Raw genomic sequence first — 26987 nt, 5'->3', positions numbered from 1 at the left:
GGGCCTCCGTCCGGACCCGACCCCGGACACAGCAAAGCGCCCGGCGGACCGACCGTTCCGGTCCACCGGGCGCTTCGGATGCCGTACGGACCGGGATCGGTCCGTACGGCGGTGTCTCAGTCCTTGATCTCGCAGATCGCGGCGCCCGACGTGATGGACGCGCCCACTTCGGCGCTCAGACCCTTGACGGTGCCGGAGCGGTGGGCGTTGAGGGGCTGCTCCATCTTCATGGCTTCCAGGACGACGATGAGGTCGCCCTCCTGGACCTCCTGGCCCTCCTCGACCGCGATCTTGACGATCGTGCCCTGCATGGGCGAGGCGAGGGTGTCGCCGGAAGCGACCGGGCCGGACTTCTTGGCGGCGCGGCGCTTCGGCTTGGCGCCCGCGGCGAGTCCGGTGCGGGCCAGCGACATGCCCAGCGAGGACGGCAGCGACACCTCGAGACGCTTGCCACCGACCTCGACCACGACCGTCTCGCGGCCCGACTCGTCCTCGGTGTCCGCGTCCGCGGGGGCCGTGAACGCGGGGATCTCGTTGACGAACTCGGTCTCGATCCACCGGGTGTGGACGGTGAACGGGTCCGCGGAACCGGTCAGCTCCGGAGCGAACGCCGGGTCCCGCACCACCGCGCGGTGGAACGGGATCGCGGTCGCCATGCCCTCGACGGTGAACTCCTCCAGGGCGCGGGCGGCACGCTGGAGCGCCTGCTCGCGGGTGGCGCCCGAGACGATCAGCTTGGCCAGCAGGGAGTCCCACGCGGGGCCGATGACCGAACCGGACTCGACGCCGGCGTCGAGGCGGACGCCGGGGCCGGAGGGCGGGGCGAAGGTGGTGACGGTGCCGGGAGCGGGCAGGAAGCCGCGGCCGGGGTCCTCGCCGTTGATACGGAACTCGAAGGAGTGGCCGCGCAGTTCGGGATCGCCGTAGCCGAGTTCCTCGCCGTCCGCGATACGGAACATCTCCCGGACCAGGTCGATGCCGGCGACCTCCTCGGTGACCGGGTGCTCGACCTGCAGACGGGTGTTGACCTCCAGGAAGGAGATCGTGCCGTCCATCCCGACGAGGAACTCCACCGTGCCCGCGCCGACGTAGCCGGCCTCCTTGAGGATCGCCTTGGACGACGCGTACAACTCGGCGACCTGCGCGTCGGACAGGAACGGAGCGGGCGCCTCCTCCACCAGCTTCTGGTGACGGCGCTGGAGCGAGCAGTCACGGGTCGAGACGACGACCACGTTGCCGTGCGTGTCGGCCAGGCACTGCGTCTCCACATGGCGGGGCTTGTCGAGGTAACGCTCGACGAAGCACTCACCGCGTCCGAACGCGGCGACCGCCTCCCGGACCGCCGAGTCGTACAGCTCCGGGACCTCCTCCAGGGTGCGGGCGACCTTCAGCCCGCGTCCGCCGCCGCCGAACGCCGCCTTGATCGCGATCGGCAGCCCGTGCTCCTTCGCGAAGGCGACGACCTCCTCCGCGCCGGAGACCGGGTCGGGGGTGCCCGCGACCAGCGGGGCACCGGCACGCTGCGCGATGTGCCGGGCGGCGACCTTGTCACCCAGGTCACGGATGGCCTGCGGGGGCGGCCCGATCCAGATCAGTCCGGCGTCCAGGACGGCCTGCGCGAACTCGGCGTTCTCGGACAGGAAGCCGTACCCGGGATGGACCGCGTCCGCCCCCGAGTCCCCGGCGGCCCTGAGCACCTTCGCGATGTCCAGATAACTGGTGGCCGGGGTGTCACCGCCCAACGCGAACGCTTCGTCCGCCGCTCGGACATGCACAGCGTCCCGGTCCGGTTCCGCATACACGGCAACGCTCGCGATCCCGGCATCCCGGCACGCCCGGGCCACGCGGACAGCGATTTCGCCACGGTTGGCGATGAGCACCTTGCGCACGATGGCTCCCTCCTTGAAACAAGCCGAGTTTAGGGACTGCCGACACGGCCTTTCGACCCGTCCCCAATGGTGAGCTTGCCCACACGGAGCGTGATTCGAGGCTCGCTCGACCCGCGAGATCCCTTGTCACACCGCGGTACGCAGGAATCCTTGGTTGAACCCTAGCCCTCCTGTGTGGTCAAGGTCTCTGTGCGGCTGTGCCGCGCCGCACATCGTTTCTTTGTGGAGTCCCTACGAATGGCCCAATGATTCTTTGCCCTCGGCAGAACCCTTGTCCCGTGGTTTACCCGTTAGTAGCGTTCGGGATGTCTCGAACGTACTTGGGGTAACAGCACTCGGAAGTGGGTGGGGACCGGTGGTACGCAGACCGGTGGCGTGGGTGGCGGCGATCGTGCTCTTCGTGGAAGCGGTCGGTATCGCGCTGCTGAACTGGTTCCTCGGCGTGGTCGTCGACCGGCAGGACATGTCCCTGGCGGGGCTGGACTCGGACATGATGTCCACCTCGTCGAAGATCGGGGGACTGGTCTTCGGTCTCTACTTCGCGCTGTGCGGGGTCGCCGCGCTGCTGGTCGCGGTGCGGAACCGCGCTCCGGGGACCGTCGGGCGCGTCCTGCTGATCAGCGCCGCCGTGGTGCACGGACTGCTCGGCGCGTTCACGGTGGGGCTGGTGGGCTGGGGCGCGTTCGCCTTCATGATGGTGGTGCTCGGGCTGATCCTGTTCACGCTGCTGGCGTTCGGCCCCGCGGCGGGTCCCGCCGACGCCGCGCCGGAGGGCGGCAACGGTGGAGCGGACGGGGCGGGCGGCGGAGGAGCCCCGGTCGCGGCCCCTCCGGCACCCAGCGCCTCCTGACCGTCCCGGCGGCTGTCACTTCTCCCGCGGTGTCCACAACTCCGTGATGCCGACGCCCAGTTCGCCCAGCAGGCGGCGGACCAGGGGCAGGGAGATGCCGATGACGTTGCCGTGGTCGCCGTCGATGCCCTCGATGAACGGGGCCGAGCGGCCGTCGAGCGTGAAGGCGCCGGCGACATGCAGCGGCTCGCCCGAGGCGACGTACGCGGCGATCTCGGCGTCGGTCGGCTCGCCGAAGCGGACCACGGTGGACGCGGTCCCCGACGCGTAGCGCTTGGTCGCCGTGTCGTGGACGCAGTGCCCCGTCTGAAGGGTCCCGACCCGGCCGCGCATCGCCTTCCACCGTGCGGTGGCCTCCTCGGCGTCCGCCGGCTTGCCGAGCGCCTGGCCGTCCAGGTCGAGGACCGAGTCGCAGCCGATCACCAGGGCGCCCTGTGTCTCGGGCCGCGCGGCCACGACGGAGGCCTTGGCCTCGGCCAGGGCGAGCGCGAGTTCGGCGGGTGTCGGGGCGGAGACGGCGTCCTCGTCGACCCCGCTCACGATCACCTCGGGGGCGAGCCCGGCCTGGCGCAGCAGGTTGAGCCGGGCGGGGGACTGCGAGGCGAGCACGAGGCGGCGGCGCGGCTGATCGGTCATGCGGTCAGCGTATCGGCGCGGGCGTGTCGTCCGCCGCTCACATCACGCCGAGGACGATCATCGCGAGCAGCATGGCCAGTGCCATGAGAACGCCGAGCCGCCGCAACATGTCCTGCATGTCGCGCAACTCCTTGGGCGGCTCGTTCTCGGGGTCGGACCACAGCATGTCCCCGATCGTGCGGCGGGCCGGGTGCCGGGCGCCTGAGTACGCGTACTCAACTTGCCCTCCACCCCGTAAACGGGTCTGGGGTTTCTTTAGTGTCGCCACGCCTGCTACGGTCATGGGTACTGCTAAAGGAACCCTGGTCCCCTTTAGGGAGGGAACTGTCGTGTTCGTCAGCGCTTGGACCGCATCGCCCCAGCTTCCCAGCGAGGGCTTCACCCCCAACTGGTCGCGGGAGGGCTTCTGGCGGCAGTCGCTGCGCCAGGTCGTCCGGGTCGGCGCGGGCGGCGGCCGGGTCCGTATACGGCTCTCGCACGCCTACGGGACCTCGCCGCTGCGGATCGCCGGGGCCACGGTGGCGCGCGCGGGCGAGGGGGCCGCCGTAGAGCCCGGCTCGCTGCGGCGGCTCACCTTCGGGGGCCTGTCCGGCGCCGCCGTCCCGGCGCGCGGACAGATCGTCAGCGACCCGGCCGAACTCGCCCTGGAAGCGTGGGAGTCGGTCACCGTCACCCTCCACCTCGACGCCGTCAGCGGCCCCGCGACCTTCCACGCGCAGGCCTTCACGGTGAGCTACCGGGGTGCGGGGGACCGCCTCGACGACATCGGCGGGGAGGGGTTCGGCGAGACGACCGAGTCCTGGTACTTCCTGTCGGCCGTGGAGGTCGACGCGGACCGCGCGGACGGTGTCGCGCTCTTCGGCGACTCCGTCACCGACGGATTCGGCTCGACACCGGGCGCGAACCGCCGCTGGTCCGACGCGCTCGCCGAGCGCACGGGACGCTGCGTCCTCAACGCGGGTATCGGAGGGAACCTGCTGCTGAACGACTCGGCCTGGTACGGCGAGAAGGGGGTCCGGCGGCTCGCGCGCGACGTCCTCGGACACGCGGGCGTGCGGACACTCGTCGTGCTCCACGGTCTCAACGACATCGGGTTCAGCGAGACCGCCGAGCAGCCGACGTACAAGCCCGCACCGGTGGTGGAGGCCGACGAACTCGTCACCGGATACCGGGAGCTGATACGGCAGGCGCGTGGGCGGGGGCTGCGGGTGATCGGCGCGACGCTGCTCCCCTTCGGCGGGTCCGACCACTGGGGGGAACGCGCGGCGAAGGTGAGCCACGAGGTGAACGAGTGGATCCGGGGCTCGGGGGAGTGGGACGCGGTGGTGGACCTGAACCGCGCCCTCGCCGGTCCGGCGGACCCGGACCGGCTGCGGGCGGCGTACGACTTCGGCGACCACCTGCATCCGAACGACGCCGGGATCGCGGTGATGGCCGAAGAGGTGGCGACCTGCCTGCGGGGCCGCGCGTAGGCGCGGCGCCCGCCCGGCCGCCGGCGGCGCCCCGGCTCCCGGCGGGGCGCTCCCGTCAGCTGGGCCAGTAGGTCCGGGTCCAGGTCGCCGCGCCCGGCTGCGGCAGTCGGCGGGTGGCGATACGCGACGGGTCCGACCACGCGTCCCTGGTTCCCGGCGCGCCGGACGGCGTGCCGGCCGCCGCCGCGGCGCGGACCTGGACCACCGCCAGTGCGGCGGCCAGCTCCTCGGGGGTCGGATTGCCCCGTACGACCTTGATGTTCATGTCCGCTCCCAAGCGTCCCGGGGTCTACAGGGGGATGTTGCCGTGCTTCTTCGGAGGGAGTGATTCCCGCTTCGTGCGCAGCTGACGCAGACCCCGTACGAGGTGGGAGCGGGTGTCGGAGGGCATGATCACCGCGTCGATGTAGCCGCGCTCGGCCGCCGTGTAGGGGTTGAGGAGCGCGTCCTCGTACTCCTGGATCAGACGGGCCCGGGTGGCCTCCGCCTCGCCGGGGTCGGTGACGGCGGCGATGGTGCGGCGGTGCAGGATGTTCACCGCGCCCTGGGCGCCCATGACGGCGATCTGGGCGGTGGGCCAGGCGAGATTGAGGTCGGCTCCGAGGTGCTTGGAGCCCATGACGTCGTACGCGCCGCCGAAGGCCTTGCGGGTGATGACCGTGATGAGCGGGACGGTGGCCTCGGCGTACGCGTAGATCAGCTTGGCGCCGCGGCGGATGATGCCGGTGTGCTCCTGGCCGACGCCCGGGAGGAAGCCGGGGACGTCCACGAAGGTGATGACCGGGACGTTGAAGGCGTCACAGGTGCGGACGAAGCGGGCCGCCTTCTCCGAGGCGTCGATGTCCAGGCAGCCGGCGAACTGCATCGGCTGGTTGGCGACGATGCCCACCGGCCGGCCCTCGACCCGGCCGAAGCCGGTGAGGATGTTCGGCGCGAACAGCGGCTGCGTCTCGAAGAACTCGGCGTCGTCCAGGACGTGTTCGATCACCGTGTGCATGTCGTACGGCTGGTTCGCGCTGTCCGGCACGATCGTGTCCAGCTCGCGGTCCTCGTCGGTGATCGCGAGGTCCGCCTCCTCCGGGAACACCGGGGGTTCGCTCAGGTTGTTGGACGGCAGGTACGACAGCAGCTGCTTGACGTACTCGATGGCGTCCTTCTCGTCACCCGCCATGTGGTGGGCCACGCCTGACACCGCGTTGTGCGTGCGGGCGCCGCCGAGCTCCTCGAAGCCGACGTCCTCGCCCGTCACCGTCTTGATGACGTCAGGACCCGTGATGAACATGTGCGAGGTCTGGTCGACCATGATCGTGAAGTCGGTGATCGCGGGGGAGTAGACCGCGCCGCCCGCACAGGGGCCGACGACCAGGCTGATCTGCGGGATCACGCCCGAGGCATGGGTGTTGCGGCGGAAGATCTCGCCGTACATGCCGAGGGCCGAGACGCCCTCCTGGATGCGGGCGCCGCCCGAGTCGTTGATGCCGATGACCGGACAGCCGGTCTTCAGCGCGAAGTCCATCACCTTCATGATCTTCTGCCCGAAGACCTCGCCGAGGGCGCCGCCGAAGACCGTGAAGTCCTGCGAGAAGACGGCGACGGGACGACCGTCGACCATGCCGTACCCGGTGACGACACCGTCGCCGTACGGCCGGTTCTGCTCCATGCCGAAGTCGGTCGAGCGGTGCTGCGCGAACTCGTCGAGTTCCACGAACGAGCCCTCGTCGATCAGCAGCTCGATCCGCTCACGGGCCGTCAGTTTTCCCTTGGCGTGCTGCTTTTCGACGGCCCGCGCCGAGCCGGCGTGCGTCGCCTCCTGGACGCGGCGCCGCAGATCCGCGAGTTTGCCCGCGGTCGTGTGGATGTCGGGGTGGTGCAGCTCTTCCGGCTCGGACATCGGGATGCGGCTCCCTGCCTGCTCAGTGGGACGTGAGGGTGATGTGCTCAGGGGGTTGCTACTGACTCGTAGGGTAGTGGTGCCCATACGGTTCGGCAGTGCGGCGTTTACCACACCTAGGGTGGGTTGCATGACGCCGCGAGATGCCTCAGACGCGAACGACAACCGATGGTCCGACCTCGACCGTCCGCCCCTCAACGCCACCGCCCTGCGCCGGGCGCTGGTGCGGGACGGCGCGGACGGCGGGCTCTGGAGCGATCTCCAGGTCGTGGCCGGCACCGGATCCACCAACAGCGACCTGGTCGAACTGGCCGTCTCCGGGAAGGCGGACGAAGGAGCCGTGCTCGTCGCCGAGGAGCAGAACGCCGGGCGCGGCCGCCTGGACCGGCGGTGGACGGCACCGGCCCGCTCGGGCCTGTTCTTCTCCGTCCTGCTCAAGCCCACCGGGATCCCCGTCGAACGCTGGGGCTGGCTCCCGCTGCTGACCGGGGTCGCCGTGGCGACGGCCCTGTCCCGGGTCGCGGGCGTCGACACGGCGCTCAAGTGGCCCAACGACCTGCTGGTGACGGTCGACGGCGGGGAACGCAAGGCGGGCGGCATCCTGGCCGAACGTGCCGGGACCGACGCGGTCGTGGTCGGCATCGGCATCAACGTCACCCTGCGCGAGGACGAGCTCCCGGTGCCGGGCGCGGGGTCACTCGCCCTCGCCGGAGCGACGACCACGGACCGTGACACCGTGCTGCGGGCCGTGCTGCGCTCCCTGGAGCAGTGGTACGAGAGGTGGCGCGCCGCCGGTGGCGACCCCGACGCCTCAGGTCTCCAGGAGACATATGCCGCCGGGTGCGCGACGCTCGGACGAGTGGTGCGGGCCGAACTGCCGGGCGGCAGGTCGATCACCGGGGAGGCGGTGGCCGTCGACGGGGACGGGCGTCTGGTCCTGGCCACGGAGGAGGGGGTGCAGCAGCCGGTGGGCGCGGGAGACATCGTCCACCTTCGACCGGCCTGAGCGGTGGAGGCCGGCGGGCCGTACTCAGCGATGGGGCGACGGAGCCGATCCTGGTTCCGGGTCCAGGTCAGGTGTACGAGTCAGGAGTGAGCCAGCGCACACCTGCCGTAGAGTTGAGCGCGGTCGATACCTGACCGTGGCAGATCGGAAAGGCAGCAGGCGTGACCGTCGACGACACGGGCTCCGGCACGGGTGCGCACCCCGCTCCCGACGGTGAGCCGGGGCGTACCGCCGGGTCGGCCACCGACCCGGCGCCCGCGGCCGGTGACGCGGACCTGCGGGCCGACGAGGACGCCGGTGACCCACAGGAGCGGTCGGATGGGAAAGCGCGTCCGGACCGCAGTCTCTCGGACACCCCCAGCCCGCCGCAGGACCCGCAGGGGCGGCTGGACGCCCAGGGCCGGCTGGACGCGCAGAACCGGCTGGACGAGCAGGCCGCCGACTCCGGGGAGGACCCCCTCGCCCTGCGCCTGGAAGGGCTCATCCTGGGCGCCGAGCGCCGCTACACGCCGTTCCAGGCCGCCCGCAGCGCCGGTGTCTCCATGGAGCTGGCCTCGCGCTTCTGGCGGGCCATGGGCTTCGCCGACATAGGCCAGGCCAAGGCGCTGACCGAGGCCGACGTTCTCGCCCTGCGCCGGCTGGCCGGTCTCGTCGAGGCGGGCCTGCTCAGCGAGGCGATGGCGGTGCAGGTCGCCCGGTCCACCGGCCAGACCACCGCACGGCTGGCCGAGTGGCAGATCGACTCGTTCCTGGAGGGGCTGACCGAGCCCCCGGAACCGGGGATGACGCGCACCGAGGTGACGTACCCCCTGATCGAGCTGCTCCTGCCCGAGCTGGAGGAGTTCATCGTCTACGTCTGGCGGCGCCAGCTCGCCGCCGCGACCGGCCGGGTCGTCCAGGCCGGTGACGACGAGGAGATGGTCGACCGCCGCCTCGCCGTCGGCTTCGCGGACCTCGTCGGGTTCACCCGGCTGACCCGGCGCATGGAGGAGGAGGAGCTCGGCGAGCTGGTCGAGGCCTTCGAGACCACCGCCGCCGACCTGGTGGCCGCGCACGGGGGCCGGCTCATCAAGACCCTCGGCGACGAGGTGCTGTACTCCGCGGACGACGCGGGTGTCGCCGCCGAGATCGCCCTGCGCCTCATCGAGACGATGGCGAACGACGAGACCATGCCGGAGCTGCGTGTCGGTATCGCCTTCGGCACCGTCACGACCCGGATGGGAGACGTCTTCGGCACGACGGTGAACCTCGCCTCCCGTCTCACGTCGATAGCTCCGCGGGACGCCGTCCTGGTGGACGGTGCCTTCGCGGAGGAACTGGTCCGCACCCAGGACGCCCCCGCCTCCGAGGCCGAGGCGGCGGAGGCGGCGGCCACCGCGGAGAAGGAGGGCGAGGAGCCGCCCGTCTACCGTTTCGCCCTCCAGCCGATGTGGCAGCGGCCGGTCCGCGGCCTCGGCGTGGTCGAACCATGGCTGCTGGCCCGCCGGGGGATGCCGGACACGCCCTGAGGGCTGTCCCGCGTTCCCGGTGGATCAGCGCGTGACGCCGGATACGGGTGTCCGCGAGGCGGAGACCGCGAGGACAGATGCCGCGGGGACAGAGGCCGCGGGGGCGGACAGGCGACTGCGTACCGGGCCTGTTCGGGCGCGGTCCTGGTCCCGTTCGCGCGGTCCGACAGCATGGCTGGGTGCCGTGGCTGTCGCCCGTGCGGCCGCCGGGGTACGCGGGACAGCCCTCAGCCGCGTCCCGCCGGGCCGCCCTCCCCCCGGCGACGCTGCCTCCCGCGTCCTGCCCGGCCCCTGCTACCCGTGTCCCAGTGGGTTCGCCAGGCCGTCGACGCAGATTCCGACGATCGGCACGCAGAGGCCGGGGGACCCGGGCTTCGGTGCCGGGGCGTGGGTGCCGCCGCTCGGCGCGGGGTGCGGCCCGGGCGCGGCCGGCGGCTGCGACGGTACGGGCGCCGTGGGGATGCCGGTCGTGTCCGGTGCGTCGTCCGCGGGTGCGCCGGCGCGGCCCGGCGGGTGCGCCCCGGGCGGCGCCGTGCCCGGCGGGTCCGTCACCCCGGCCGCTCCGTCCGCTCCGGTCGCTCCGGCGGGGCCGGTCGACGCCGGCGATGCCGTCGCGCCGGGACTCGCCCCCGTTGTCGGGGTCGCGCCCGCCCCGCCCCTCGCGGCGGCCGCACCAGCGGTCGCGGGATGCGCGGAGGGCACGGCCCAGACGGTCGGCGAGGCGTCGAGCGCCCCGTCGTCGGCGACCGCCGGCCTCGGCTCGGCCTCCGCGCCCCCGCCGCTCCCGGTCACGCCGTCGGGAGCCATCCGCGCCAGGCTCAGCGCCCCGGCGGCCAGCGCGAGGCCGCCCACCGCGAAGAGCGCCCGACGCGGCCGCGGCCTGCGGTGCCGCCCCCGGCCGGCGCGCTGCCTGAACGCGGGGGGAACGGTCCCGGCGGCATCCGCCGGTTCCGGGGCGCGGCCGGTGGTCCCCGGCGAGCTGCCCGTGTCCCGGGTCCGTCCGGGCGGCGTGGAGGCCCAGGCAGGCTCGGTGGGGGCCGCGTCCCCGCCGCGCGGCCGGGCCGGCGGCTCGGAGGCTCCCCCCGGCCGTTCCGGGCCGAGTGCCCGGGAGAGCGCGGCCGCGCGGGTGGCGGGCTCCGTGGACCCCGGCGGGGCCGAGGGCACCCGGGTCCTCGGGTCCCTTGCCACGTCCGTGGTCGTGCCGTTCGTCATGGTCATCCCTCCCCGATGTGCGGACGCCCCCCGATGCCCTTGGCGGTGCGCAGGTTATGCGTCTTTTGGGGGCCTGGGGCGGGAGTTGGGCGGGATGTCACTCGAACGTGGAAGCGCGGCCGAAGGGACGGGTTTCGCCGGACGGCGTCGGCTGCGATGATCGGGGGAGGCGGAAGTTAACCCGCGTTAACCGTTCACAGGGAGGGTGTCATGGCGGAGCAAGGGGACGAGCGGCGGTCCGGGGACGAGTGGCGGTCCGAGGACGAGCGACGGTTCGGGGAGTTCGTCGTCGTGCGTCGGCACGAGCACGTCGCGGAGCTCGCCCTCGACCGGCCGAAGGCCATGAACGCCGTGTCCACGGACATGGCCCGTTCCCTCGCCGGCGCCTGCGCGGCGCTCGCCGCCGACCCCGGCGTACGGGTGGTCGTGCTGACCTCCACCCACGAGCGGGCCTTCTGCGTGGGTGCCGACCTGAAGGAGCGAAACTCCTTCACCGACGCCGACCTGATGCGGCAGCGCCCCCTGGCGCGGGCCGCGTACACCGGCGTCCTGGAGCTGCCGATGCCGACCGTCGCCGCCGTGCACGGCTTCGCGCTCGGCGGCGGGTTCGAGCTGGCGCTCTCCTGCGACCTGATCGTGGCCGACCGTACGGCGGTGCTCGGGCTGCCCGAGGTGTCGGTCGGGGTGATCCCGGGAGGCGGCGGTACGCAGTTGCTGCCGCGTCGCGTCGGTGCGGCCCGCGCGGCCGAGCTGATCTTCTCGGCACGCCGTCTGGAGGCGGTCGAGGCACGGGAGTTGGGGCTCGTCGACGACCTCGTGGACGAGGGCAGGGACCGTGCGGAGGCGCTGGCGCTCGCCGCGCGCGTCGCCGCCAACTCGCCCGTCGGCCTGCGGGCGGCCAAGCGGGCGCTGCGACTCGGGCAGGGGCTCGACCTCCGCGCGGGCCTTGAGGTGGAGGACGCCGCCTGGCGGTCGGTCGCCTTCTCCGGGGACCGGGCGGAGGGAGTCGCGGCCTTCAACGAGAAGCGAAAGCCGCAGTGGCCCGGGCAGTGAAAGCCGCAGTGGCCCGGGAGGTAGGTGCGGCGGCCGGGTCGGTGGCTCGCGGGTAGGGGTGCGCGGGGTCCGGGTGCGGACACGGCGGCGGCGGGCGGCGGGCGCTCTAGGGTGCCCGCCACGCCGGTACGGCCACTCGGGCCCCTGTTCGCCGTACCGATATCCCAAATGCCGGTAAATGTCCCTAGCCTGTAGTGATGGGTGAGGACAGACGGCTGAGGGCCGTGGTGGAGCTGGCGCAGGGGATGGCGGCGGCGCACACCCCACGGGAATCCTGGCGGGCCGCGGCGCTCGGTGCCTGCCGCGCGCTCAGCGGGAGCTTCGCCGCGCTCTCCGTGTGGGAACGCGAACTCGGCCGGCTCCGCGTACTGGTGAACGTGGGCGAACGCGCGCCGGACGAGGAGGAGTTCCCCGAGGGGGAGGCCTACCCGGTGCACCAGTTCCCGGAGATCGCCGAGTTCCTGCACGAGCGCTGGGCCGGTGGCGGCGGCCCGAACGCCTGGGTGGAGACCGCGGACGGCCCGGCGCAGGGCCGCGCCGGATACTGCCACCAGCGGGTCGCGGCCCTGCGCAGACGCGGGCGCGGCTGCTGTGTGGTCGCCCCGGTCGTGCTGCACGGACGCGCCTGGGGTGAGCTGTACGTGGCCCGCCCCGCGTCGGAGCCCTTCTTCGACCGGGCCGACGCGGACTTCGCGACCGTTCTCGCCTCCGTCGTCGCGGCCGGGATCGCCCAGACCGAGCGGCTGGAGGAGGCCCGGCGGCTGGCGTTCACCGACGCGCTCACCGGGCTCGCCAACCGCCGCGCCGTCGACGTACGTCTGGACGAGGCGATCGGACGGCACCGGGCGGAGGACGTCGTGGTCAGTCTCGTCGTCTGCGACCTCAACGGACTCAAGCGCGTGAACGACACCCGGGGGCACGCCGTCGGCGACCGGCTCCTGGAACGGTTCGGGTCGGTGCTGTCGTTGTGCGGGGCGATGCTCCCGGGCACCCTCGCCGCCCGCCTCGGCGGCGACGAGTTCTGTCTTCTCGCCGTCGGACCGCCGGCCGACGAGGTCGTCCGCATCGCCGCCGAACTCTGCCGCCGAGCCGCCGGGTTGGACATGGGCGAGGGGGTGGCGTGCGGGGTCGCCTCGACCGGCGATCCGATCGGGCCGGTGCGCTCGGCCCGCCGGCTCTTCCGGCTGGCCGACGCCGCCCAGTACCGCGCGAAGGCCGTACGTGCCGCACAGCCCGTGGTCGCCGGGCGGGAGGGGCCCGACGACCCGGTCGTACGCCTGGCCGACGCGCCCCCGCCGGCCAAGGGGGAGCGCCGCCGCTTCCGGGGGCGTCACGAGCAGCGCCGTCCGTGACGTGTGACGTACGCCGAAGCAGACGTGTGACGTACACCGAAGTAAGGGGCGAACTGCCCATCCACTAGTGACACGACTAGTGACATCGCGGAATTCACTGCGTACGCTCCTGAATATGGATATGCATACTGTGGTGGTGGGGACGTCCGGCGTGACCGCGTCCGACGTTCTCGCCGTGGCGCGCGGCGGCGCCCGGATCGAGCTCGCCGACGAGGCGGTGGCGGCCCTGGCCGCGGCCCGCGAGATCGTGGACGCGCTGGCCGCCAAGCCGGAGCCCGTCTACGGCGTCTCCACCGGATTCGGCGCGCTCGCGAGCCGGCACATCAGCCCGGAGCTCCGCGCCCAGCTGCAGCGCAACATCGTCCGCTCGCACGCCGCCGGGATGGGCCCGCGCGTCGAGCGCGAGGTCGTGCGCGCGCTGATGTTCCTGCGGCTCAAGACCGTCTGCTCGGGGCACACCGGCGTCCGGCCCGAGGTCGCGCGGACCATGGCCGACATCCTCAACGCGGGCATCACCCCGGTCGTGCACGAGTACGGTTCGCTCGGCTGCTCCGGCGACCTGGCGCCGCTCTCCCACTGCGCGCTGACGCTGATGGGCGAGGGCGACGCGGAGGGCCCGGACGGCACGGTCCGCCCCGCCGGCGAACTCCTCGCCGAGCACGGCATCGCACCCGTCGAGCTGCGCGAGAAGGAAGGCCTCGCCCTTCTCAACGGCACCGACGGCATGCTCGGCATGCTGGTCATGGCCCTCGCCGACCTGGACACGCTCTACAAGTCCGCCGACGTCACCGCGGCCCTCTCCCTCGAAGCCCTGCTCGGCACCGACAAGGTCCTCGCCCCCGAGCTGCACGCCATCCGCCCGCACCCCGGACAGAGCGCCTCGGCCGCCAACATGCTGGCCGTGCTCAAGGGTTCGGAGCTCACCGGCCACCACCAGGACGGCGCCCCGCGCGTGCAGGACGCCTACTCCGTGCGCTGCGCCCCGCAGGTCGCGGGCGCCGGCCGCGACACCCTCGCGCACGCCCGGCTCGTCGCGGAGCGCGAGCTCGCCGCCGCCGTCGACAACCCGCTCGTGCTGCCCGACGGACGTGTCGAGTCGAACGGCAACTTCCACGGCGCCCCGGTCGCCTACGTCCTCGACTTCCTGGCCATCGCCGCCGCCGACCTGGGCTCGATCGCCGAGCGCCGCACCGACCGGCTGCTCGACAAGAACCGCTCGCACGGCCTGCCGCCGTTCCTCGCGGACGACGCGGGCGTCGACTCCGGTCTGATGATCGCCCAGTACACGCAGGCCGCACTGGTCAGCGAGATGAAGCGGCTCGCCGTACCGGCGTCCGTGGACTCCATCCCGTCCTCCGCCATGCAGGAGGACCACGTCTCCATGGGCTGGTCGGCCGCGCGCAAGCTGCGCACCGCGGTGGACAACCTGACCCGCATCGTCGCGATCGAGCTGTACGCCGCCACCCGCGCGATCGAACTGCGCGAGGGCCTGGCCCCCGCTCCGGCGTCGCGGGCCGTGATCGACGCCGTCCGCGCCGCCGGTGTCCAGGGACCGGGTCCCGACCGTTTCCTCTCCCCGGACCTGGAGGCGGCCGACGCCTTCGTGCGCGGCGGCCGGGTGGTGACCGCGGTGGAACCGGTCACCGGTCCGCTGCTCTAGGCGTCCACTGCCGTACGCTGCGGAGGGCGTCGCCGACCAGGCCGGCGCCCTCACGGGCCGCAGAGTGTGCTACTGTCTCATTGATACGTTTTTGGTACCCATTTACTTTGTGCGCCTGATCGGAATCCTCCGCAGGCGCGTTTTGTTTTACCGGCATCTCCGGCATTTCCCGGTGCATCTCCGGATTGGGGCCCTACCTGTTCAGGAGAGAAACATGGCTACCGGCACCGTGAAGTGGTTCAACTCGGAAAAGGGCTTCGGCTTCATCGAGCAGGACGGCGGCGGCCCCGACGTCTTCGCCCACTACTCCAACATCGCCAGCTCCGGCTTCCGTGAGCTGCTGGAGGGCCAGAAGGTCTCGTTCGACGTCGCGCAGGGCCAGAAGGGCCTGCAGGCGGAGAACATCATCCCCGCCTGATTTCGGGGACGCGCTTTTCCAGAGCCGGGGCCCGCACCTTCGGGTGCGGGTCCCGGCTCGTGCTGTGAGTGCTCATGAAAGCCGCTCCTACAAGCGGCGGGCGCTGTGCGTGCAGTCCGTGGGGCCCAGGAAGGAAATCCAGATCCAGCATGACTCGATCCGAACGTCCCGTCCGTAAGCGGCCGGCGAATGCGCGTGGCGGCGCCCAGACCGGCGGCGCCGCGAGGAACGCGGGCCGCGGTGGCGGCCGGGGCGCCGGCAAGGGCCCCGCCCGCAAGGCGGCGGCACCGCAGGAGTTCTCCCTGCCCGAGACCATCACCCCGGCGCTGCCCGCCGTCGACTCCTTCGACGCGCTGGACATGCCGGCCGCGCTGACCAAGACCCTCGCGGCGCAGGGTGTCACCGAGCCGTTCCCGATCCAGGGCGCGACCCTGCCCAACTCGCTGGCCGGACGCGACGTCCTGGGCCGGGGCCGGACCGGCTCCGGCAAGACGCTCGCCTTCGGCCTCGCGCTGCTGGCCCGCACCGCCGGCCGCCGCGCCGAACCCCGGGCACCTCTCGCCCTGGTCCTGGTGCCCACGCGTGAGCTGGCCCAGCAGGTCGACGACGCGCTGACGCCGTACGCGACCGCCGTGAACCTGCGGGTCGCCACCGCGGTCGGCGGTATGTCGATCGGCCGTCAGGCCGGCACGCTGCGCCGCGGCGCCGAGGTCCTGGTGGCCACCCCGGGACGGCTGAAGGACCTCATCGAGCGCGGCGACTGCACGCTCGGCCAGGTCGCGATCACCGTCCTCGACGAGGCCGACCAGATGGCCGACATGGGCTTCATGCCGCAGGTCACCGCGCTGCTCCAGCAGGTCGAGCCGGGCGGTCAGCGACTGCTGTTCTCGGCGACGCTGGACAAGAACATCGACCGGCTCGTCCGGATGTTCCTGACGGACCCCGTGGTGCACTCCGTCGACCCGTCGGCGGGCGCGGTGACGACCATGGAGCACCACGTGCTGCACGTCGCCGACGAGACCGACAAGAAGGCCGTGGCCCTGCGGATCGCCGCGCGCGACGGCCGCGTGATCCTGTTCGTGGACACCAAGCGCGGTGCCGACCGGTTCACCAAGCGGCTGCTGGCCAATGGTGTGCGGGCCTCCGCGCTGCACGGCGGCCGCAGCCAGCCGCAGCGCAACCGGACCCTGGACCAGTTCAAGAACGGCCAGGTCACCGCGCTGGTCGCCACCAACGTGGCCGCCCGTGGCATCCACATCGACGACCTCGACCTCGTCGTCAACGTCGACCCGCCGACCGACCACAAGGACTACCTGCACCGGGGCGGCCGTACCGCGCGGGCCGGCGAGTCCGGCAGCGTCGTCACCCTCGTCCTGCCCGAGCAGCGGCGGGAGATGACCCGTCTGATGGCGGACGCGGGCATCACCCCGCGCTCCGCCCAGGTCAAGTCGAGCGATGAGGAACTGGCCCGCCTCACCGGCGCCCGCGAGCCCTCCGGGGTTCCGGTCGTCATCGAGGTGCCGCAACCCGTCGAGCAGCCGAAGCAGCGGCCCCGGTCGCGGCCCCGGACGGGCGGCGGCGCGCGGCGCTCCGCGGGGTCGGGCACGGGCGCGGAGTCGCAGGGCCGGCAGGCGCAGGGGCGTCAGCCGCAGCGCGGCACGGGCGGTGCCACCGGCGGCGGCGCCGGCGGTGGACGTCGTACCGGCGGCGGCACCGGGACCGGCGGCGGTACCCGGGGACGTGCGCCGCAGCGGCGCACGGAGCGTGGCGGACAGGGCGGCGGCGGCCGGCGCGCCGCGTAGGCGCTGCCTCCGGATCCGGCCGGGCCGGTCCCCGACCACGCGCCGCAGCCGCGGACTTCACGGGTCCCGGGCTCCTTGGGGAGCCCGGGACCCGTCGGTCCTGTCAGGGATGGAAGTTGCCGAGGAAGCCCGGGTCGATCTTGTCGAGCTCCAGGCCGACGTCCCGGTGGAGGTCGAGCAGTTCGGTCATGTGCAGTGCGCGACGGCGGGCCGCGGGCAGGTCGCGGCGGGCGTCGGCGGACCACAGCACCGGGTCGAACGTGATGCCCTGGGAGCCCGGGAGCGGACCCGTCTCGGCCCGCCAGCCGGGCCAGCGCAGGTTGTCGTAGAAGTCCTCCGTGCCGCCTTCCAGGAGCCAGCCGAGCCAGGCCGCGTGGCCCACGTCGAGGGCCTCCCAGCGCAGTGAGTCCGGCGCGAAGTAGACCACTTCGCCGGGACCCCCGGGGCGGCCCACCGCGCCCGGCTCGGGTCCGTTCAGCACATAGGTCCCGCCGAGGACGTCATGGCCGACGACGAGCCCGCCGTCCGGCCGCCACGCCGGGTCGAAGCGGGCGGGGAAGTCGTTGACGTCGGCGATGCCCGGCGGACCCTTGGGCGATCCGTCGCCCGGGCTGCCGTAGATGCGCAGCCATCCGCTGTCGAGCGACACGCCGCCGCAGTTGAGGACGAAGGCACCGAGCCAGGAGCGCGCGGTGACCTGCAGTTGCAGCAGGGCGGCTCGGGCCTGGGCGGGCTCCACCGGGAGCACCTCCAGGGACACCTTGCTCGTGGAGATCGCCTCGGACAGGAGGGGCCATGCGGGCTCCTCGACGTCGGTCAGCTCGGTCAGGTCTCGCATGGGCATCCCGTGGGTTCCGGGCCGGAGCGCTGCGCTCAGAAGGCCGCCGTGCGTTCCCGGCGCACCGAGTAGGTCACAAAGCCGGCGCCGAGGCCGAGGAAAAGGGTGCCGCCGACGACGTACGGCGTCGTGTTGACGCTTCCGGTGTCGGCGAGCCGGGTCTGGTCGTCGCCCGGCTCCGGGGCGGCCTGCTCCGCTTCGGCCGCGGTGGTCGGGGCCGTCGTGGTGGTGGCGGCCGTCGTGGTGGCGGCCGACCGGTCGGCGGTCGGTGCCGACCCGTGCTGAGCAGGCTCTTCCGGAGTCGCGTTGGCGGACGGGACGAACCACAGGGCTCCCAGGAGGGTCCCCGCTGCGGTGGCGGTCAGCAACGAGCGACGTGCGGCGGACACGTAATATCGATCCCCTTGTGGCGCTGGCGAATTGGCCGTGTGGCCCGATGCTAATGAAAGGCGCGGGTCGTGGGAAAGTCGCGGGGACCTCGGGCCGTACGCTCCGTCTCATGAGTACTCCTGAGACATCACGATTTGTCCGGCTTCGCGTGGAGCTGGTACTGGAAGTCGACGACGCGGACGCCGTCACCAAGGCCGCGCTGCGTCGCATCGCGGACGACTCCGGCATGCAGACCGACGAGCGGGCGCACGCCGAGAACGCAGTGACGGAAGACACTGCCGAAGCCCTCGCCTATCTCGTCGACCCGTTCGACCTGGTCAGTGAGGTGCCCGGGGTCGAGCTCGCCCAGGCGTCCTGGAGCAGCGAGCCGATCGACTACGACCCCGATTCGCCGGAATGGGACCTCGACGAGGATGATGACGAGGACGACGACGAGGAAGTCGGAGTCGGCTGAGGCCTCTTGGGAAATTCTTGACCCCGGGTGGCAACCGCCGCCCGGGGTTCATTCGTCTCAGACGACGCACCGGCCACTTCCGCACCACGGGTTTCGGTCCGGCCGCCGGTCCACCGACCGGGGTCCCGCGGGCCCGATCGGCCCGGTGGACGCCGTTGATCGCGTGGTGTGTCCCACACACGCCGGCGGTGTGGAACGGGACCAACCGGTCGTACGTTGAAGGTTTCTACGGGGTTCTATGCGGTATTTGGTGATTCGGCAACGATGGAGAAGCGTGTGATGACGGACAGGAAGCGGGGCCGGGGCCTGGTGGCCGCGTCCGCACTGCTCGGCGGAGTGCTGGTGCTCTCTGCGTGCAGCGGAGGCGGCGGCAAGGCGAACGCCTCGGACGGCGGCCGGTCCTCGCAAGCCCAGGCCGACGAGGCGGCGGCCAAGAAGAGTTCCGAGGCGCAGATCAAGATCACGCCCGCCGACGGCTCCGACAACGCGTCCATCAACAACGCCGCCGCGGTCACTGTGACCAAGGGCACACTCACCTCCGTCTCCATGAAGACGGCGTCCGGCACGGCCGTCGCCGGCCAGATATCAGCCGACAAGAAGAGCTGGAAGCCCGCCGCCCAGCTGGACCGTGCGACCACGTACAAGGTCGCCGCCGAGGCCACCGACTCCGAGGGCCTCGTGGCCCACGAGAACGCCTCGTTCACCACGGTCTCCCCGGCGAACAGCTTCATCGGCAACTTCACGCCGGAGGACGGTTCCACCGTCGGCGTCGGCATGCCGGTCTCGATCAACTTCAACAAGGCGATCACCGACAAGGCCGCCGTGCAGAAGGGGATCACCGTCTCCTCCAGCAGCGGCCAGGAGGTCGTCGGGCACTGGTTCGGCGCCAACCGCCTCGACTTCCGTCCCGAGAACTACTGGACCGGCGGCTCGACCGTCACCCTCAAGCTGAACCTGGACGGCGTCCAGGGCGCGAGCGGTGTGTACGGCGTGCAGCAGAAGACGGTCACGTTCAAGATCGGTCGCAACCAGGTCTCGGTCGTCGACGCCCAGACCAAGACCATGAAGGTCACGCAGGACGGCAAGACGATCAAGACGATCCCGATCTCCTCGGGGTCCCCGGAGCACAAGACGTACCAGGGTCAGATGGTGATCTCCGAGAAGTTCAAGGAGACCCGGATGAACGGCTCGACGGTCGGCTTCACGAACTCCGACGGCAAGGGCGAGTACGACATCAAGGACGTGCCGCACGCCATGCGTCTGTCGAACTCCGGCACCTTCGTGCACGGCAACTACTGGGGCGCCAAGTCCATCTTCGGCTCGGTGAACACCAGTCACGGCTGTGTCGGCCTGTCCGACACCAAGGGTGCCAACGACGCGAACACCCCCGCGGCGTGGTTCTACAACCACTCGCTGATCGGTGACGTCGTCGTCGTCAAGAACACCGGCGACAAGACCGTGGCCCCGGACAACGGCCTCAACGGCTGGAACCTGGACTGGGCGTCCTGGAAGGCCGGTTCGGCCGTCTGACGCCCGCCCCCGCTTCACAGGAACCCCGCCGGTGGCGGCGGCCCGCACGGGCCGCCGCCATCGGCGTTCCCACAGGCTTCCGGAGCCGGCGTTCCCACAGGCTTCCGGGGCCGGGCACAGGTGAACTTCCGTGCCGCCACAGCCTTCTCATCGTTCTCTTATTTCGGCCTTATGGCTTCATCACGCGCCGTACCTACCTTGCGGCCATGTTCTTCACCTACCTGAGGCGCGAACTGCGCCGCCGCAGGAAGGCGGCGCTCGTCGTCGCCTCCGGGCTCGCCCTGGGCATCGCCCTGGTCATCGTGGTCAGTTCCGTGTCGTCCGGCATGGAGAAGGCCCAGGGCAAGGTCCTCCAGTCGCTGTACGGGCTGGGCACGGACATGACCGTCACCAAGGCCGCGGCACCGCCGACGAGCACCGGTCAGCGCCCGCGCTTCAACTTCGGCGCGAACGACAACGGCTCCGCCAAGGAGCAGAGCAGCGACCGCGTCATGGTCCAGGGATTCCAGACCCTGGCCGCCTCGACGGTCTCCAAGGTCGACTCGCAGCACGGCGTCGCGGACTCCGTCGCCGGCCTCAGCCTCCAGGTCATCCGGGTCAACGGCCAGTTCACGCGAGGTCAGTTCCAGCAGAACCGGAACGGCGGCGGCAACCAGCAGGGCGGCCGCCAGGGCGGGCAGCAGCCCCCGCAGGGCCGCGTCGAGGGCGGTGGCGCCAACTTCGACGTCAACAACTACTCCGTCTACGGCACCGACGTCACCAAGCCGGCGCTCGGTCCGCTGACCTCCTCGAAGATCACCAGCGGTCGTACCTTCACGACGTCCGAGACGAACGCCGAGGTGGTCGTCGCCGACACGTCGTACGCCAAGGAGAAGAAGCTCTCGGTCGGCAGCACCGTCACCGTCAAGAACGTCAAGTTCAAGGTGATCGGGATCGCGACTCCCGACAGCGGCGACGCGGCGGCCAACCTCTACATACCGCTCCAGCAGGCGCAGACGCTGGCCGACGCCAAGGGCAAGGTCACCACGATCTACGTCAAGGCCTCCGACTCGCAGCAGATCTCCAGCGTCAAGAGCACCATCCAGAAGAACATCCCGGGGACCACGGTCACCACCTCCGCGGATCTCGCGGACACCGTCTCCGGCTCCCTGTCGACCGCCTCCGACCTCGCCTCGAACGTCGGCAAGTGGCTCTCGATCGCGGTGCTCGTGGCCGCGTTCCTGGTCGCCGGTCTGCTCACCTCCTCGGCCGTCTCCCGGCGTGTGCGCGAGTTCGGCACCCTCAAGGCGCTCGGCTGGAAGTCGGGCCGGGTGACCCGGCAGGTCGTCGGCGAGGCCATCGTCAACGGTCTGGTCGGCGGCGTCCTCGGCATCGCGCTCGGTCTGGCGGGCGCCTACGCGGTCACCGAGATCAGCCCCGACCTGCAGGCGCAGATCGGCGGGGGCGGCGGCGGTGGGCAGGGCGGCCCCGGCGGATTCGGTGGCTTCGGCGGTCCCGGGCGGCGGGTCGCGTCCAAGGCGCTGGACGTCACGCTGACCGCGCCCGTCAGTCTCTCCACCATCGCCGGAGCGGTCGCTCTCGCCGTCGCCGGCGGCCTGATCGCCGGTGCCTTCGGCGGCTGGCGCGCCTCCCGGCTGCGGCCGGCGGACGCCCTGCGCCGCGTCGAATAGACCGGCCCCGCACGGACCGTGCGGCCCACACCCCCGCACGGCCCACCCCCTCACGCACAACCAGGAGCGGCACCATGTACGAACTCAGCGGCGTCATCAAGCGCTACCAGCGGGGCAAGGGCACGGTCGACGCGCTCGCCGGCATCGATCTGACCATCGCGGACGGAGACCGGCTGGTCATCCAGGGGCCCACGGGTGGCGGAAAATCCACCCTGCTGCAGATGCTCGGCGGACTCGACCGGCCCACCGGGGGCAGCGTCGAACTCGACGGCATCGATCTGGCGAAACTGTCCGAGGCGAAGCTCACCAAGGTGCGCAGCGAGAACATCGGATTCGTCTTTCAGAGCTTCAACCTGATTCCCACACTCACCGCGCAGGAGAATGTGGAGACGGCTCTCGTGCCCCTCGGGGTGAAGGGGAAGGAGCGGCGCGCGCGGGCCGCCGAGGCCCTGGAGTCGGTGGGGCTCGCCGAGCGGCTCGGGCATCTGCCCGCCGAACTCTCCGGCGGGCAGCAGCAGCGCGTCGCCATCGCCCGGGCCCTGGTCAAGCAGCCGAAGGTGCTGCTCGCCGACGAGCCCACCGGCAATCTCGACGAGTCCATGCGCGACGAGATCATGGACGTGCTGGAGACCATGTGGAAAGAGCGCGGGCTCACTTTCATCATGGTCACCCACGATTCCGCGATCGCGAGGAAGGCCCCCCGCCTCGCGACGATTCGCAAGGGAAAGATCAGCGTCAAGGAGAACGCGGGGGCGTGAACGAGAACAAAAGGGAGAGTTCGGGAACTTAGCGGAGCAATTCCGTCAACTCTTCACCGCAGCCCCGCTATTGAGGGGCCGATCACCCCCCGGCATACTTGCGTTTTCCGGAGGGGTGATCGTGCATGCGTACGAGACTTCCCCCGGCCGGGTGAATGGGGAATTCACCCGGACCTCATCTCCAGGGGGAGACTTGCGCAGACAAGTGAAAAGAGCGTGCGCGGCGACCGTCGCCACGGCGGCGGCCGTGGCTCTGGCGGCGGGAATGACCAGCCCGGCGTCCGCGAGGGTCCCGGCACACGCCGGACACGTCAACGGCGCTTCCGCGGCCGGGATCACGGCCAAGCACCGCATCACACTGATCACCGGCGACCGGGTGGTCGTCGATTCCCAGGGGCGCGTCGTCGGCCTCGAGCGGGCCAAGGGCCGTGCACACGTGCCCGTCCAGATCCGCAAGGCCCGCGGTCACACCCTCGTGGTGCCGGCCGACGCGCAGGCGCTGATAGCCGCCGGCAAGCTGGACCGGCGGCTCTTCGACGTCACCGAGCTGAACAGGCCCGCGACCCGCGCCTCCCAGAAGCAGGGCCTGAAGGTCATCGTCGGCTACCGGGGAGCCGCGACGGCCGCCCGGGCCGACGTCCGCGAGTCGGGCACGCTCCGCCGGACCCTGAAGTCCCTGAACGCGGACGCCGTGCGGACACCGCAACGGGACGCGGCCGAGCTCTGGTCAGCGGTCACCGACCACGGCCGGGCGGCCTCCGGCATCGCGCACGTCTGGCTGGACGGCGTGCGCAGGGCGAGCCTCGACAAGTCCGTGCCGCAGATCGGCGCCCCCAAGGCCTGGGCCGCCGGGTACGACGGCAAGGGCGTCAGAATCGCCGTCCTCGACACCGGTGTCGACGCGACCCACCCGGACCTCAGGAACCAGGTGATCGCGTCCCGGAACTTCTCCGCGGCCGCCGACGCCACCGACCACTACGGCCACGGCACGCACGTCGCGTCCATCGCGGCGGGCACCGGTGCCAAGTCGAACGGGAAGTACAAGGGCGTCGCGCCCGGCGCCAAGATCCTCAACGGCAAGGTTCTCGACGACACCGGAAGCGGTGACGACTCCGGCATCCTCGCGGGCATGGAGTGGGCGGCCGACCAGGGCGCCGACGTCGTCAACCTGAGCCTCGGCGGCCCGGACACCCCCGACGTGGACCCGCTGGAGGCCGAGGTCGACAAGCTCTCGGCCGAGAAGGGCATCCTCTTCGCGATCGCGGCGGGCAACGAGGGCCCCGAGTCCATCGGCTCGCCGGGCAGCGCGGACGCCGCGCTCACCGTCGGCGCCGTGGACGACCACGACAAGCTGGCGGACTTCTCCAGCACCGGCCCCCGCCTCGGCGACGGCGCCATCAAGCCGGACGTCACCGCTCCCGGCGTCGACATCACCGCGGCCGCCGCCCCGGGCAGCGTCATCGACACGGAGGTCGGCGAGAAGCCCCCGGGCTACCTGACCATCTCGGGTACGTCGATGGCGACCCCGCATGTCGCGGGCGCCGCCGCCATCCTCAAGCAGGAACACCCGGACTGGACGTACACCGAGCTCAAGAGCGCGCTGACCGGCTCCGCCAAGGGCGGCTCGTACACACCGTTCCAGCAGGGCGCGGGCCGGATCGCCGTCGACGCGGCGATCAAGCAGACCGTGATCGCCGATCCGTCCTCGGTGAGCTTCGGCGTGGCGCGGTGGCCGCACACCGACGACTCGGCCCTGACCAGGCAGCTGACGTACCGCAACCTCGGCACGAAGGACATCACCCTGGCCCTCGGGGTCAAGGCCACCGACCCCAAGGGTCACGCGGCACCCTCGGGCTTCTTCAAGCTCGCCGCCACCACCCTCACCGTCCCGGCCGGCGGCCGGGCGTCCGTCGGCGTCGCCGCGAACACCAGGCTCGGCGGCACTCTCGACGGCGCGTACGCCGCGTACGTGACGGCGACGGGCGGCGGTCAGTCGGTGCGCGCGGCGCTCGCGGTCGAGCGTGAGCCGGAGTCGTACGACGTCACCCTGAAGTACGTCGACCGCGCCGGCGAGACGCCCACGCACCTCACCGACCTGGAGGGCTACACCGGGCTCGGCGCCGACCGGGACTACGCGTCGCAGAACACCGCGGACAGCGTGACCCTCCGGGTGCCCAAGGGCAAGTACCTGCTCAACTCCCTGTCCGTGCAGGACCTGGTGGAGGCGAAGGGCGGGGTCGACTGGCTGGTCCGGCCCCGGCTGGACGTCACCGGGAACACCACGCTGACGCTGGACGCCCGCACCGCCGAGGGCGCCGACATCACCGTGCCGGACACGCGGGCCGAGCCGTTGTCGGCGGTCGTCAACTACTTCGACGACGCCACGGGCTTCGGGCTCGGCCTCGGGCTGGACTCCTTCCGGAACCTGCGGATGGCGCACCTCGGCCCGGCGCTCACCCCCGGTCTGTTCCAGAGCTGGTCCGGACAGTGGACCAAGGGCGCCGGTGCCGAGTACGACACCTTCACCGGCGCGAAGGTCAGCAGGCTCCAGGGCGCGCACGTCAAGCACTACAAGGCGGGCGACCTGGCCGAGGTGCGGGCGGACATGGGAGCCGCGGCCGCCGGCAAGACGGGCGCGATCACCGCGTTCGGCTTTCTGCCCGACGACGACAGCTTCAGCGTCGCCGTCGACCAGAAGCTGCCGAGCGCGCGCACGCTCTACCTGTCGACCGGTGAAAAGGTCCAGTGGACGTTCGACTTCGAGCAGCACGCCGGTACCGACGCCACCGGATTCCCGGTCGTCGACGCCTACTACACGCTCGGCGACCCGCAGATCTTCAAGGCGGGCACGAGCTACACGAAGCGGTTCAACACGGCCGTCTTCGGCCCGAAGATCAGCGCCGACTTCGGTGTCTTCCGGGAGGGCGACAACCTCGTCGGATACCTGCCACTGTTCGCCGACGGAAGCACCCACGCCGGGTCCTCCCCGTTCAGCTCGGTCACCACGACGCTGTACCGCAACGGGGCGAAGGTCGGATCGAACGACGACCCGCTCTTCGGGGACAAGGAGTTCAAGGTCCCGGCCGGCCAGGCGGAGTACCGGCTGACGGCCTCGGTCAAGCGCAGCGTGAAGGTCGCCGCGGCCTCCACACGGATCGACGCGAGCTGGACCTTCACGTCCAAGAGGACCGACTTCGCGAAGCTGCCCGCCTCCACGGTCCGCTTCAACGCCGCGACCGGACTGGACAGCCGCGTCGAGGCCGGCAAGAAGGTCAGCATCCCGCTCACCGTGCAGGGCTCGGCCGCGGGCAGGAACCTCAAGACGCTGTACGTGTACGTCTCGTACGACTACGGCCAGACCTGGACCATGCTCAAGGTCAGGGACGGAAAGATCACCGTCAGGAACCCGGCGAAGGGCAAGGGCATCTCCTTCCACGCGAAGATCACCGACAAGCAGGGCAACAAGTCGACGGTCTCGATCTACAACGCGTACTACGGAAAGTGAGCCCGCCGCGCCCCCTGGTGAGGTGAGCCCCCAGCGGACGGCCCGCCGGAAGAAAGGTTTCCGGCGGGCCGTCCGTGTTCCCCCGGCGTCCCTGAGGCGCCGCGCCGTGCGCGGGTGCGCGGCGCGGTCACGACTGGGCGTTGGCCCCCGCGCGGGTCGCGTCCGTGCCCCAGCTGGCCAGCAGCCGCAGGGCCTCCGCCGAGGCGGACCCCGGCTCCGCGTGGTACGTGATCAGCGCCTGCTCGCTGTCGCCGGCCATCCGGAACGACTCGAACCGCAGGTCCAGGTCGCCCACCAGCGGATGCCGCAGCTCCTTCACGCCGTGGGTCTTCTCCTTCACGTCGTGCGTGGCCCACAGGCGCCGGAAGTCCGGGCTCTTGACGGAGAGCTCCCCGACCAGCGCCGACAGCCTCGGATCGTCCGGATGGCAGCCCGCGTCCATGCGCAGCATGCACACGATGTCGATCGCCTTCTGCTCCCAGTCCACGAACAGATCGCGGTACTCGGGCCGCAGGAACACCAGCCGTGCCCAGTTCCGCTCGCCCGGCGCGAGCTCCGCCCAGTCGCCGAACACGGCCGCGGCCATCCGGTTCCAGACCAGGATGTCCGCCCGCCGCCCGGTGACGTAGGCGGGCACGCCGTCCAGCATGTCCAGCAGATGCCGCAGCGCCACCCGCACCTGCTGCGGCCGGGCCGTCTGCTTCTTCTTGAGCTGCTTGGGCCTGGCGAGGTGGGTCAGATGCGCGTGCTCCGCGTCCGACAGGCGCAGGGCGCGGGCGATGGCGTCGAGCACCTCCGACGACACGTTTCGTCCGTTGCCCTGTTCGAGCCGTGTGTAGTACGCGACGGACACGCCGGCCAGCTGCGCCAGCTCCTCGCGCCGCAGGCCCGGCACCCGGCGGTGCCGTCCGAAGTCGGGCAGCCCCACGTCGTCCGGCTTCAGCCGGGCCCGGCGCGTGCGCAGGAACTCACTGAGCTCGGCACGCCGATCCAGCGGCTGCCCGGCTTGCCCGGCGATCTCCTGGAAGGGCTGCTCGTTCATACGTCCAGTATTCACGGTCGTACGCAGCGGAGCCTGACCCCGCCAGTAGTA

At 71.7% G+C, this 26987-nt stretch carries 23 protein-coding genes; 14 read left to right on the top strand and 9 right to left on the bottom strand.

The window, feature by feature from the left end:
- Positions 1–116 precede the first annotated feature (116 nt).
- Positions 117–1889, bottom strand: a complete 1773-nt coding sequence (locus OG199_RS17305; protein WP_405830178.1) for an acetyl/propionyl/methylcrotonyl-CoA carboxylase subunit alpha — start codon at positions 1887–1889, stop codon at positions 117–119.
- Between the two features lie 355 nt (positions 1890–2244).
- Here OG199_RS17305 and OG199_RS17300 point away from each other — a divergent pair, with 355 nt between their 5' ends.
- A complete protein-coding gene (locus tag OG199_RS17300) occupies positions 2245–2739 on the top strand; it encodes a hypothetical protein (RefSeq protein ID WP_356804981.1) in 495 nt (164 codons plus the stop codon).
- Between the two features lie 15 nt (positions 2740–2754).
- Here OG199_RS17300 and OG199_RS17295 read toward each other — a convergent pair whose 3' ends face one another.
- Together OG199_RS17295 and mmpB are read right to left on the bottom strand one after the other, a co-directional pair.
- Positions 2755–3375: a nucleoside triphosphate pyrophosphatase gene (locus tag OG199_RS17295; protein ID WP_356804983.1), complete on the bottom strand. Its 621-nt coding sequence runs from the start codon at positions 3373–3375 to the stop codon at positions 2755–2757.
- A 37-nt stretch (positions 3376–3412) separates the two neighbouring features.
- A complete protein-coding gene (gene mmpB, locus OG199_RS17290) occupies positions 3413–3541 on the bottom strand; it encodes a morphogenic membrane protein MmpB (RefSeq protein ID WP_266701026.1) in 129 nt (42 codons plus the stop codon).
- 163 nt (positions 3542–3704) lie between these two features.
- On the opposite strand from mmpB, the gene OG199_RS17285 reads away from it, so the two are divergent.
- Positions 3705–4847 (top strand): SGNH/GDSL hydrolase family protein, encoded by a 1143-nt coding sequence (locus tag OG199_RS17285; protein ID WP_405830175.1) that lies wholly within the window; start codon positions 3705–3707, stop codon positions 4845–4847.
- A 55-nt stretch (positions 4848–4902) separates the two neighbouring features.
- On the opposite strand, the gene OG199_RS17280 is transcribed toward OG199_RS17285, so the two are convergent.
- Complete coding sequence (locus tag OG199_RS17280; protein WP_356804986.1) at positions 4903–5112, bottom strand: acyl-CoA carboxylase subunit epsilon; 210 nt, start codon at positions 5110–5112, stop codon at positions 4903–4905.
- Between the two features lie 24 nt (positions 5113–5136).
- Positions 5137–6738 carry an acyl-CoA carboxylase subunit beta gene (locus tag OG199_RS17275; RefSeq protein ID WP_356804987.1) on the bottom strand — a complete coding sequence of 534 codons (1602 nt, stop codon included), beginning with the start codon at positions 6736–6738 and terminating at the stop codon, positions 5137–5139.
- A 130-nt stretch (positions 6739–6868) separates the two neighbouring features.
- On the opposite strand from OG199_RS17275, the gene OG199_RS17270 reads away from it, so the two are divergent.
- Both OG199_RS17270 and OG199_RS17265 read left to right on the top strand, forming a co-directional pair.
- The gene (locus OG199_RS17270; RefSeq protein WP_356804989.1) at positions 6869–7744 is read left to right on the top strand and encodes a biotin--[acetyl-CoA-carboxylase] ligase; all 876 of its coding nucleotides are present in this window, start codon (positions 6869–6871) and stop codon (positions 7742–7744) included.
- Between the two features lie 161 nt (positions 7745–7905).
- The gene (locus OG199_RS17265) at positions 7906–9252 is read left to right on the top strand and encodes an adenylate/guanylate cyclase domain-containing protein (protein ID WP_401799246.1); all 1347 of its coding nucleotides are present in this window, start codon (positions 7906–7908) and stop codon (positions 9250–9252) included.
- A gap of 294 nt (positions 9253–9546) precedes the next feature.
- Here the strand turns inward: OG199_RS17265 and OG199_RS17260 are convergent, their stop codons facing one another.
- The gene (locus OG199_RS17260; RefSeq protein WP_405830172.1) at positions 9547–10464 is read right to left on the bottom strand and encodes a hypothetical protein; all 918 of its coding nucleotides are present in this window, start codon (positions 10462–10464) and stop codon (positions 9547–9549) included.
- 210 nt (positions 10465–10674) lie between these two features.
- Here OG199_RS17260 and OG199_RS17255 point away from each other — a divergent pair, with 210 nt between their 5' ends.
- From OG199_RS17255 to OG199_RS17235, 5 genes are all read left to right on the top strand, one after another.
- Positions 10675–11517: an enoyl-CoA hydratase-related protein gene (locus OG199_RS17255; RefSeq protein ID WP_356804993.1), complete on the top strand. Its 843-nt coding sequence runs from the start codon at positions 10675–10677 to the stop codon at positions 11515–11517.
- A gap of 197 nt (positions 11518–11714) precedes the next feature.
- Entirely contained in the window at positions 11715–12869 is a 1155-nt protein-coding gene (locus tag OG199_RS17250) for a sensor domain-containing diguanylate cyclase (protein WP_356804995.1), read from the top strand.
- Positions 12870–12990: 121 nt separating this feature from the next.
- Positions 12991–14529: a histidine ammonia-lyase gene (gene hutH, locus OG199_RS17245; RefSeq protein WP_356805006.1), complete on the top strand. Its 1539-nt coding sequence runs from the start codon at positions 12991–12993 to the stop codon at positions 14527–14529.
- Between the two features lie 214 nt (positions 14530–14743).
- On the top strand, positions 14744–14947 hold the full coding sequence (locus OG199_RS17240; protein ID WP_028803001.1) for a cold-shock protein: 204 nt from the start codon (positions 14744–14746) through the stop codon (positions 14945–14947).
- Positions 14948–15096: 149 nt separating this feature from the next.
- Entirely contained in the window at positions 15097–16749 is a 1653-nt protein-coding gene (locus OG199_RS17235) for a DEAD/DEAH box helicase (RefSeq protein WP_356804996.1), read from the top strand.
- 103 nt (positions 16750–16852) lie between these two features.
- On the opposite strand, the gene OG199_RS17230 is transcribed toward OG199_RS17235, so the two are convergent.
- Positions 16853–17593 carry a DUF2625 family protein gene (locus OG199_RS17230; RefSeq protein ID WP_405830170.1) on the bottom strand — a complete coding sequence of 247 codons (741 nt, stop codon included), beginning with the start codon at positions 17591–17593 and terminating at the stop codon, positions 16853–16855.
- 29 nt (positions 17594–17622) lie between these two features.
- A complete protein-coding gene (locus OG199_RS17225; RefSeq protein ID WP_356804998.1) occupies positions 17623–17976 on the bottom strand; it encodes a hypothetical protein in 354 nt (117 codons plus the stop codon).
- Positions 17977–18086: 110 nt separating this feature from the next.
- Here OG199_RS17225 and OG199_RS17220 point away from each other — a divergent pair, with 110 nt between their 5' ends.
- The 5 genes from OG199_RS17220 (at position 18087) to OG199_RS17200 (ending at position 25894) form a co-directional block, all read left to right on the top strand.
- Complete coding sequence (locus OG199_RS17220) at positions 18087–18431, top strand: hypothetical protein (RefSeq protein WP_356805000.1); 345 nt, start codon at positions 18087–18089, stop codon at positions 18429–18431.
- Positions 18432–18710: 279 nt separating this feature from the next.
- Positions 18711–19961: an Ig-like domain-containing protein gene (locus OG199_RS17215; protein ID WP_401799252.1), complete on the top strand. Its 1251-nt coding sequence runs from the start codon at positions 18711–18713 to the stop codon at positions 19959–19961.
- A 206-nt stretch (positions 19962–20167) separates the two neighbouring features.
- A complete protein-coding gene (locus OG199_RS17210; protein WP_405830167.1) occupies positions 20168–21631 on the top strand; it encodes an ABC transporter permease in 1464 nt (487 codons plus the stop codon).
- Positions 21632–21705: 74 nt separating this feature from the next.
- The gene (locus OG199_RS17205) at positions 21706–22389 is read left to right on the top strand and encodes an ABC transporter ATP-binding protein (RefSeq protein WP_356806300.1); all 684 of its coding nucleotides are present in this window, start codon (positions 21706–21708) and stop codon (positions 22387–22389) included.
- A 193-nt stretch (positions 22390–22582) separates the two neighbouring features.
- The gene (locus OG199_RS17200; protein ID WP_405830165.1) at positions 22583–25894 is read left to right on the top strand and encodes a S8 family peptidase; all 3312 of its coding nucleotides are present in this window, start codon (positions 22583–22585) and stop codon (positions 25892–25894) included.
- A 127-nt stretch (positions 25895–26021) separates the two neighbouring features.
- On the opposite strand, the gene OG199_RS17195 is transcribed toward OG199_RS17200, so the two are convergent.
- Positions 26022–26936: a helix-turn-helix domain-containing protein gene (locus OG199_RS17195; RefSeq protein WP_405830163.1), complete on the bottom strand. Its 915-nt coding sequence runs from the start codon at positions 26934–26936 to the stop codon at positions 26022–26024.
- Positions 26937–26987 lie beyond the last annotated feature (51 nt).

The sequence above is a fragment of the Streptomyces sp. NBC_01176 genome, assembly GCF_045039825.1.
Lineage (GTDB): Bacteria > Actinomycetota > Actinomycetes > Streptomycetales > Streptomycetaceae > Streptomyces.
This window is presented reverse-complemented; position numbering and strand designations above follow the sequence as displayed.